Consider the following 6,472-nt stretch of genomic DNA (forward strand, 5'->3'; position numbering starts at 1 on the left):
GCTTGGGTACTCATTGCTTGGGTGCTCATGCTTTGTCTCCGCCAGAAGGTCGCCTGAACCAGGTCCATGGGCGCAACAGCCGTTCACGGCCCACCAGCACCAGCACCACCAGGAACAGGCCAATCCAGAATGTCCAGTACTGGGGCGTGATGGACGACAGAAAATCCTGCAGCAGCTTGAACACAATCGCGCCCGCCACGCCGCCATACAGCCAGCCGGTGCCGCCTATCACCAGCAGCAGCATGACGTCGGCCGAGCGGTGAAACTCGAACAGGTCCAGCGACGCAAAGCCGGTGGTCTGCGTCATCAAGGCCCCGGCAGCGCCGGCCACGCCTGCGGCCAGCGTGTAGACCATGGCCAGCTTGGCGTTCACCGGAATGCCGATGGCCATGGCGCGCAGCCGGTTGTCGCGAATCGCCTTGAGCGTGGCGCCGAACGGCGAATGCACCACCCGGCGCAGCAGCAGGAACAGCACCAGCAACACCGTCAGCGAGTAGTAGGCGGCGGTGCGGCCGGACAGGTCAAACTCGAACCGGCCCAGCAGCGGGCCCATCACCACGCCCTGCAGGCCGTCGGCGCCGCCGGTCAGCCAGTCGAGCTTGTTGGCGAGCTCCAGCAGGATCAGGCCCACGCCCAGCGTGACCATCAGCCGCGTCAAGTCGCTGCCGCGCATGATGGTGAACGAGCAGGCCAAGCCCAGCAGCGTACCTGCGCCCATGCCGAAGGCCAGCCCGACCAGCGGGTCGGGCATGACCAGCTTGGCAAACAGCGCCGCGGCATAACCGCCCAGGCCAAAGAAGGCGGCATGGCCAAGCGACACGATGCCGGTGTAGCCCAGAATCAGGTCCAGCGAAATGGCAAACAGCGCGACGATGGCGATCTCGTTGATGATCAGCGCATGGCTGGGCACCAGCACCGGCGCGGCAAAGGCCAGCAGCCACAGCGCCAGCTCCCAGGGCTTGAAGCGGCTGTATTTGAGCAGCGATTGTTGTTGGGCATTCATGTCATTTACCCCCTTTGCGCTCAAAGAGGCCTTGCGGGCGCCAGATCAGGATGGCGATCATCAGGCTGTAGACGATGAAGGCGCCCATCTTGGGGATGTAGTACTTGCCCGCCACGTCGGCAATGCCCAGCAGCAGCGCGGCCAGCAGCGGCCCGGTGATCGACGAGGTGCCGCCCACGGCGACCACGATCAAAAAGTACACCATGAACTTGAGCGGAAAGGTCGGGTCCAGGCCCAGCACCTCGGCGCCCAGCGCGCCGCCCAGGCCGGCCAGGCCGGAGCCCACGGCAAAGGTCGAAAGAAACACGATGTTGACGTTGATGCCCAGGCCCGCTGCCACGCGCTGGTCATCGACCGAGGCGCGCAGCCGGCTGCCAAAGCGGGTGTGCCCGAGCACATACTGCAGCGCCACGGTCAGCGCCGCGCACACCGCGATGATGAACAGCCGGTAGTGGCCCATGCCCAGCATCCAGTCGCCGCTGCCCAGTTCGGTGCGGCCCTTGAGCCATTCGGGCAGTTGCATGATCTGCTGCGTCGAGCCGATGAAGTAGTCGACGCTGGCCACCGCCATGAAGACCAGGCCGATGGAAAACAACACCTGGTCCAGGTGCGGCTTGTGGTACATCGGCCGGTAGAGCGTGCGCTCCAGCACGCCGCCCAGCAGCGCCGAGCCAAGGAAGGCCAGCGGCAGGCACAGCAAAAACGGCACGCCAAAGCGCTGCATCAGCAGCACCGTGATGTAGCCGCCGGCCATGGCAAAAGCACCGTGGGCCAGGTTGATGAAGTTCATCAGCCCCATGGTGACCGCCAGGCCTACCGCAAGGATGAAGAGCAGCATGCCGTAGGCAATACCGTCAAAAAGAATGGTCAGCATGGGGTGTGTTGTGTGGGGTGAAAGCCAGGCCGGCAAGCGATTTTTTAAAACGCTTGCCGGTCATGGGCAGTCGGGTGGCCTGAGGTGTGCGATTTACTTGGCTTTGCCCGGGTCCTTGACGTCCTTGATCACGTCAAATTCCACGTTGTAGAGCTGGCCGTCCTTGCGCTCGACCTTGCGCAGATAGATGTCCTGCACCACATCGCGCGTCTGCGCGTCGATGAACATCTTGCCGCGCGGGCTCTCGAAAATCTGGCCCTTCATGGCGGCCAGCAGCGCATCGCCGCCACCCTGACCCTTGCTGGTTTTCAGGGCTTCGTAGATCACGCGCATGCCGTCATAGCCGCCAACGGCCATGAAGTTCGGACGCAGGCCCTTGTTGGCCTTGCCGAAAGCTTCCACAAATTTCTTGTTCATGGCCGAAGGGTGGGCCGCCGAGTAATGATGGGACGTGACCACGCCCACCGCTACGTCGCCCATGTCGTTGAGCTGGTCGTCATCGGTCACGTCACCGGTGCCGATCAGCTTGATGCCGGCCTTGTCCAGACCGCGCTCGGCAAACTGCTTCATCACGGCCGCACCCGCGCCCGACGGCACGAACACAAACAGCGCGTCAGGCTTGGCGTCCCGCACTTTTTGCAGGAAGGGGGCAAAGTCCGGGCCGCGCAAGGGCACCCGCAGCGATTCGGTGACCTGGCCGCCGTTGAAGGTCAGGCGTTCCTTGAAGAACTTTTCGGCATCGATTCCGGGGCCGTAATCCGACACCAGCGTGACCACCTTCTTGATGCCGTTCTTGGGCGCCCAGTCGGCCAGCGCGACCGATGCCTGGGGCAGCGTGAAGCTGGTGCGCACGATGTAGGGCGAAGCCTGCGTGATGCTCGACGTGGCCGCAGCCATCACCACCATGGGCGTTTTGGACTGGGTGGCGATCGGGGCCGTGGCCAGGGCTGAAGGCGTGATGCCAAAGCCGGCCAGCACGTTGACCTTGTCATTGACCACCAGCTCCTGCGCCAGGCGCCGCGTGGCGTCAGGCAGCGAGGTGTCGTCCTTGACGATCAGCTGGATTTTCTTCCCGGCCACGGTGTCGCCGTTCTGGGCCATATACAGGCGCACAGCGGCCTCGATCTGGCGGCCCGTCGTGGCCTGCTGGCCGGTCATCGGCAAAATCAGGCCGATCTTGAAGGTGTTGTCCTGGGCCATGGCGCCGGTGGCGGTCAGGCTGGCGAGTGCGATGGCATGAAGAAAGAGGCGCTTTTGCATGGTTGTCTCCAAAAAAATTGAAAGGTTATTGTTACCGGCCATCCGGTATAGGCAAGGGTGATTTCACGCGGGTCATTCGATTCGGTTGCGCTTGCGGATGAGACGCACGCCAGGTATCTGGTCATGCTTGGGATTACGGACGGCTTCGCGCAGGTTGCGCTGCGCCAGGCGGGAGTGTTCGCGCATGATGGCTTCGGCACGCGCCCCCTCGCGGTTTTCAATGGCGTCCAGCACCTGGCAGTGCTGGTCCTGCGCCACGATGAGCATGTCGCGCGCCTGCGGGGAGTTGGCCTGAACCACCACAAAGCCCGATGGCGATGCAAACGGCAGACTGCCGACGCGCTCAAGCTCACGGCACAGGAAGGAGCTGCCCGACAACTCGCCGAGCAGACTGTGAAATTTTTCGTTGAGCACCACGTAGCGCGAAAAGGCATCGTCGTTGAGCGCCACCTCGCGCAGCAATTCATCAATCTGGTGCAGGCACGCATGGGCTTCGGCCAGCACCACGGGCGCCACCCCGCGCTCTGCGGCCAGCCGCACGGCCATGCCCTCGATGGTGCCGCGAAGCGCGATGGCATCGGCCACGTCGCGCTCTGAAAAGGTACGCACCGCATAACCCCCGTTGGGCAAGGTCTCCAGCAGGCCTTCCTGCTCCAGCCGCATCAGCGCGGCACGAATCGGGGTGCGAGAAACACCGAGCCTTTCAACAATCGACAGCTCTGCAATGCGTGCGCCGCCCGGCAGTTCGCCGGCCAGGATCATCTCGCGCAGCCTGAGCTGGGCCTTGACGACCTGCGAGCCGCCCTCTTCGTGCAGGTCCGTCATCTGGTTGTCGGATGGAACGGCCATAGCCTGCCTCACGCCGACCTGAGAATCAGGGCGCAGACACCAAGCGCAGGGGAAAAAGAAGAGTTCCAGCCATTCATGGATACACAGTGTATACAGAAGATGGCATTTATTGCGGAAAAACGCCGTTTTTAAGGGTAAATACCTAGCTTGTTGTATTCAATACCTCATCTGGCGACGGCATCATGCCCGTGCGGTGCGGGCTCACACCGTCAGTTGCTGCAGCCACGCCATGGCTTGGGCGAGTTCATGGGGCGTGATCTCGTGCGCGCCGGGAAACTCGGCATACGCCAGGGTGAGTGGCCACTGCTGCGCCAGCGCGCGAACCGCCTGCGCATGGGCCGGTGGCAGCACCAGGTCGCGGGTGCCGGCGCTGACCCAGAGCTGTTTGCCCTGCAGTTGCGCGGGCGGGGCCTGGAAAGGCAGCACCTCTGCGAGCAGCCGGCTGTGCATCACCATGGCAGCGTGCATGTGCTGGGGCTGCGTCAACAGCAGGGACAGCGCCATGATGCCGCCCTGGCTGAAGCCGCCCAGCACCACCCGCTCAGGCGGCACGCCGAGTTGCAGCGACAGGCCCGACACGGTGCGCGCCACTTGCGCGCGGCTGTCGGCCTCCTGCGCTTCATTGATCACGCGCTGGCCCTGCGGCGTGACGCCAAACTGAAACCAGGCATACGCGCCCGGCCCCACCGCATGGGGGGCTCGCAGGCTGACCACATGAAACTGGCTGGGCACCGACGCGGCCAGGCCAAACAGGTCCTGCTCGTTGCTGCCCACGCCGTGCATCAGCACCAGCAGCCAGGGCTGCGCGGTGCCGGGTGCGGCATCGCGCTTTAAAAAAGATAGCGGCTGGAACATTTTTTGATTCATGAAATGACTTTCAGGCAGTTTCAGGTGAATGGGCCAGTGCAAACGCGTCCATGGACAAAATGCCATGCATCACTTCGCGGCTCAGGTAGTCGGCATGCACAACACCTTCACCAGCCTCACCCCAGCCTGCCGCACCCAGCGCAAAAAACAGCGGCAAAAAGTGGTCTTCGCTCGGGTGGGCGCGCTGCGCATGCGGGGCCTGGCGGCGGTAGTCGAGCAAGGCATTTTTGTCGCCGCGCGCCACCGCAGCCTCCACCCAGCGGCTGAACTCGAGCACATAGGGCGCGGCCGCACGCTCGCCGCCAAAAAATTCGCGCAGGTTGTGCGTCATGCTGCCCGACCCCACCACGAGCACGCCTTGCGCCCGCAGGCTGGCCAGCGCCTGCCCCATGGCCAGCACCTGCGCCGGGCCATGGCCGGCGGGCAAGGCGACCTGCACCACCGGGACATCGGCCTTGGGAAACAGGTGCATCAGCGGCACCCAGGCGCCATGGTCCAGCGGACGTTCGGCGTCGCCGGCTGCTGCCATGCCCGCCTTGGCCAGCAAGGCCAGCACGTCAGCGGCCAGTGCCGGGCTGCCGGCCGCCGGATATTGCAGGGCATAAAGCTCGGACGGAAAACCGCCAAAGTCGTGCCAGGTGGCCGGCGCAGGGTTGGTCATCACCGCCGGGCTGCCCGCCATCCAGTGCGGCGACATGATGACGACGCCGCGCAAGCCCTGGCCGGACGCTTGCAGGCCCTGACCCCAGCGCGTGAGCGCCGGGCCGGTGCTGCCTGCTTCCAGGGCAAACAGCGGTGCACCGTGGGAAATAAACAGCGCGGGAAGAATAGTGGGGGTATGGGCATTCATGGGGCAACTCGCTTTCCAAAGACATTCCAAAGAGATACCGCCACTGTAATTACCCATCAATAAAAGATAAACAACTAGTTTGTTGACGCATCGTCTTTATTAAATTGACAATAACCCTTTCAAACAACGCGTGTAGCCATTCATGGACCTTTTTCGCCAGATGCAGGCTTTTGTCGCCGTGGTGCAAGGCGGCAGCTTTGTCAAGGCCGCCGACAGGCTGGGCACGTCCAAGGCCGTGGTGTCACGCCTGGTGCTGGAGCTGGAGGCCCAGTTGGCCACGCGGCTGCTGAACCGCACGACACGCCGCCAGTCGCTGACCGAGGCCGGCGCCGACTACTTTGAGCGCAGCCGCAAGATCCTGGACGACCTGGCCGAGGCCAACCTGGCAGCCAGCGCAGGCACGGCCCGGCCGGTGGGCCGGCTGCGCATCAACGCGCCCGTGAGCTTTGGCAACCTGCACCTGGCGCCGCTGTGGGGCGGATTTTTGCAGCAATACCCGGAGGTCACGCTGGACATCACGCTGTCCGACCGGCTGGTGGACCTGGTCGAAGACGGCTTTGACCTGGCCATCCGGATTGCCCGGCTGCCCGACTCCAGCCTGATCTCGCGGCCGCTGGCCAGCACGCGCGTGGTGCTGTGCGCCGCGCCCGCCTACCTGGCAGCGCACGCGCCGCTGGCCCGCATACAAGACCTGGCAGCGCACACGGTGGTGGCCTACAGCTACTGGTCGGGTGGCGATGTCTGGGCTTTTGAAGGCCCGAACGGCCCG

At 64.1% G+C, this 6,472-nt stretch carries 7 protein-coding genes; 1 reads left to right on the top strand and 6 read right to left on the bottom strand.

Features of this window, described 5'->3' with window-relative positions; all coding sequences use genetic code 11:
• Positions 1–25 precede the first annotated feature (25 nt).
• From IV091_RS01970 to IV091_RS01995, 6 genes are all read right to left on the bottom strand, one after another.
• A complete protein-coding gene (locus tag IV091_RS01970) occupies positions 26–1,003 on the bottom strand; it encodes a branched-chain amino acid ABC transporter permease (protein ID WP_293464416.1) in 978 nt (325 codons plus the stop codon).
• Between the two features lies 1 nt (position 1,004).
• Positions 1,005–1,877, bottom strand: coding sequence for a branched-chain amino acid ABC transporter permease (locus IV091_RS01975; protein WP_293464418.1), 873 nt, complete (start codon positions 1,875–1,877; stop codon positions 1,005–1,007).
• 93 nt (positions 1,878–1,970) lie between these two features.
• Positions 1,971–3,137, bottom strand: coding sequence for an ABC transporter substrate-binding protein (locus tag IV091_RS01980; RefSeq protein WP_293464420.1), 1,167 nt, complete (start codon positions 3,135–3,137; stop codon positions 1,971–1,973).
• Positions 3,138–3,209: 72 nt separating this feature from the next.
• Complete coding sequence (locus tag IV091_RS01985) at positions 3,210–3,986, bottom strand: GntR family transcriptional regulator (protein ID WP_293464422.1); 777 nt, start codon at positions 3,984–3,986, stop codon at positions 3,210–3,212.
• Between the two features lie 201 nt (positions 3,987–4,187).
• Positions 4,188–4,853 (bottom strand): phospholipase, encoded by a 666-nt coding sequence (locus IV091_RS01990; RefSeq protein ID WP_293464423.1) that lies wholly within the window; start codon positions 4,851–4,853, stop codon positions 4,188–4,190.
• Positions 4,854–4,863: 10 nt separating this feature from the next.
• On the bottom strand, positions 4,864–5,703 hold the full coding sequence (locus IV091_RS01995) for a class III extradiol ring-cleavage dioxygenase (protein ID WP_293464425.1): 840 nt from the start codon (positions 5,701–5,703) through the stop codon (positions 4,864–4,866).
• 142 nt (positions 5,704–5,845) lie between these two features.
• Here IV091_RS01995 and IV091_RS02000 point away from each other — a divergent pair.
• Positions 5,846–6,472, top strand: a 627-nt coding sequence (locus tag IV091_RS02000; protein WP_293464426.1) for a LysR substrate-binding domain-containing protein, incomplete at its 3' end; no start/stop codon positions are given.

The organism is Polaromonas sp. (assembly GCF_018780625.1).
Lineage (GTDB): Bacteria > Pseudomonadota > Gammaproteobacteria > Burkholderiales > Burkholderiaceae_C > Polaromonas.

Coding starts and splice junctions, on each gene's coding strand:
- IV091_RS01980 (WP_293464420.1), bottom strand. CDS start 3,137: ATGCAAAAGCGCCTCTTTCTTCATGCCATCGCACTCGCCAGCCTGACC.
- IV091_RS01970 (WP_293464416.1), bottom strand. CDS start 1,003: ATGAATGCCCAACAACAATCGCTGCTCAAATACAGCCGCTTCAAGCCC.
- IV091_RS01975 (WP_293464418.1), bottom strand. CDS start 1,877: ATGCTGACCATTCTTTTTGACGGTATTGCCTACGGCATGCTGCTCTTC.
- IV091_RS01990 (WP_293464423.1), bottom strand. CDS start 4,853: ATGAATCAAAAAATGTTCCAGCCGCTATCTTTTTTAAAGCGCGATGCC.
- IV091_RS01995 (WP_293464425.1), bottom strand. CDS start 5,703: ATGAATGCCCATACCCCCACTATTCTTCCCGCGCTGTTTATTTCCCAC.
- IV091_RS01985 (WP_293464422.1), bottom strand. CDS start 3,986: ATGGCCGTTCCATCCGACAACCAGATGACGGACCTGCACGAAGAGGGC.